We start from the raw sequence: 564 nt of genomic DNA, 5'->3' as shown, positions 1-564 counted from the left end.
ATTGAGGAAAAAGAGGGGATTCAATCGGTTTATTTGTTTGTTGTGTCATGCCATATCCCTGATTTTTATAAAAAAATGATTCTTAAAAGTTAAAGTTTCATCCTATTCATGCTTGTTTGCGATGAGGGTAATCACTATTTTCCCATGATTTCAAGGGGAGACGTGTGGGAGTGCATTGATATGAAATACAAGATGTTTGAAATACCAAGCTGTTGTTGAGTATACGATACAACCTTTTCGTCGTGATACACGCATGAGTGTTTTTCATCCTTTTGCCTTAAAAAAAATAACACTTAAAAAGAAACTTGACTCTTAAAAGTTAAAGTTTCATCATATCTCATTTGTGATGAGCGTAACGACTTTTTTTATGTGACTTAGGGGCTTTGTGACGTGTGGGAGTCCATTGATGAAATATCAAGCCGTTGTTGATCATAATACGCAGCCTTTTTGTCGTGATACACGCATTGATGTGTTTCGTTCTTTAGCCTTATTTACAATTGTCATCAACCATATTCCCGGGAGTGTCGATGGTTCTTTTAGGCGTATAGATGTCGGTTGTTGTTA

Annotated in this window: 1 protein-coding gene; it reads left to right on the top strand. The window is 36.2% G+C overall.

Going from position 1 to position 564, the window contains the following annotated elements:
- Positions 1 to 406: 406 nt before the first annotated feature.
- Positions 407 to 564 (top strand): OpgC domain-containing protein (gene opgC / locus ACFINC_RS11780; protein ID WP_375617312.1); only part of this gene is annotated, 158 nt, incomplete at its 3' end.

It is taken from the genome of Bartonella sp. AP58NXGY (assembly GCF_042195785.1).
GTDB lineage: Bacteria > Pseudomonadota > Alphaproteobacteria > Rhizobiales > Rhizobiaceae > Bartonella.
Note: the sequence above shows the minus strand (reverse complement) of the source record. Positions and strands in the feature narration are given on the sequence as shown.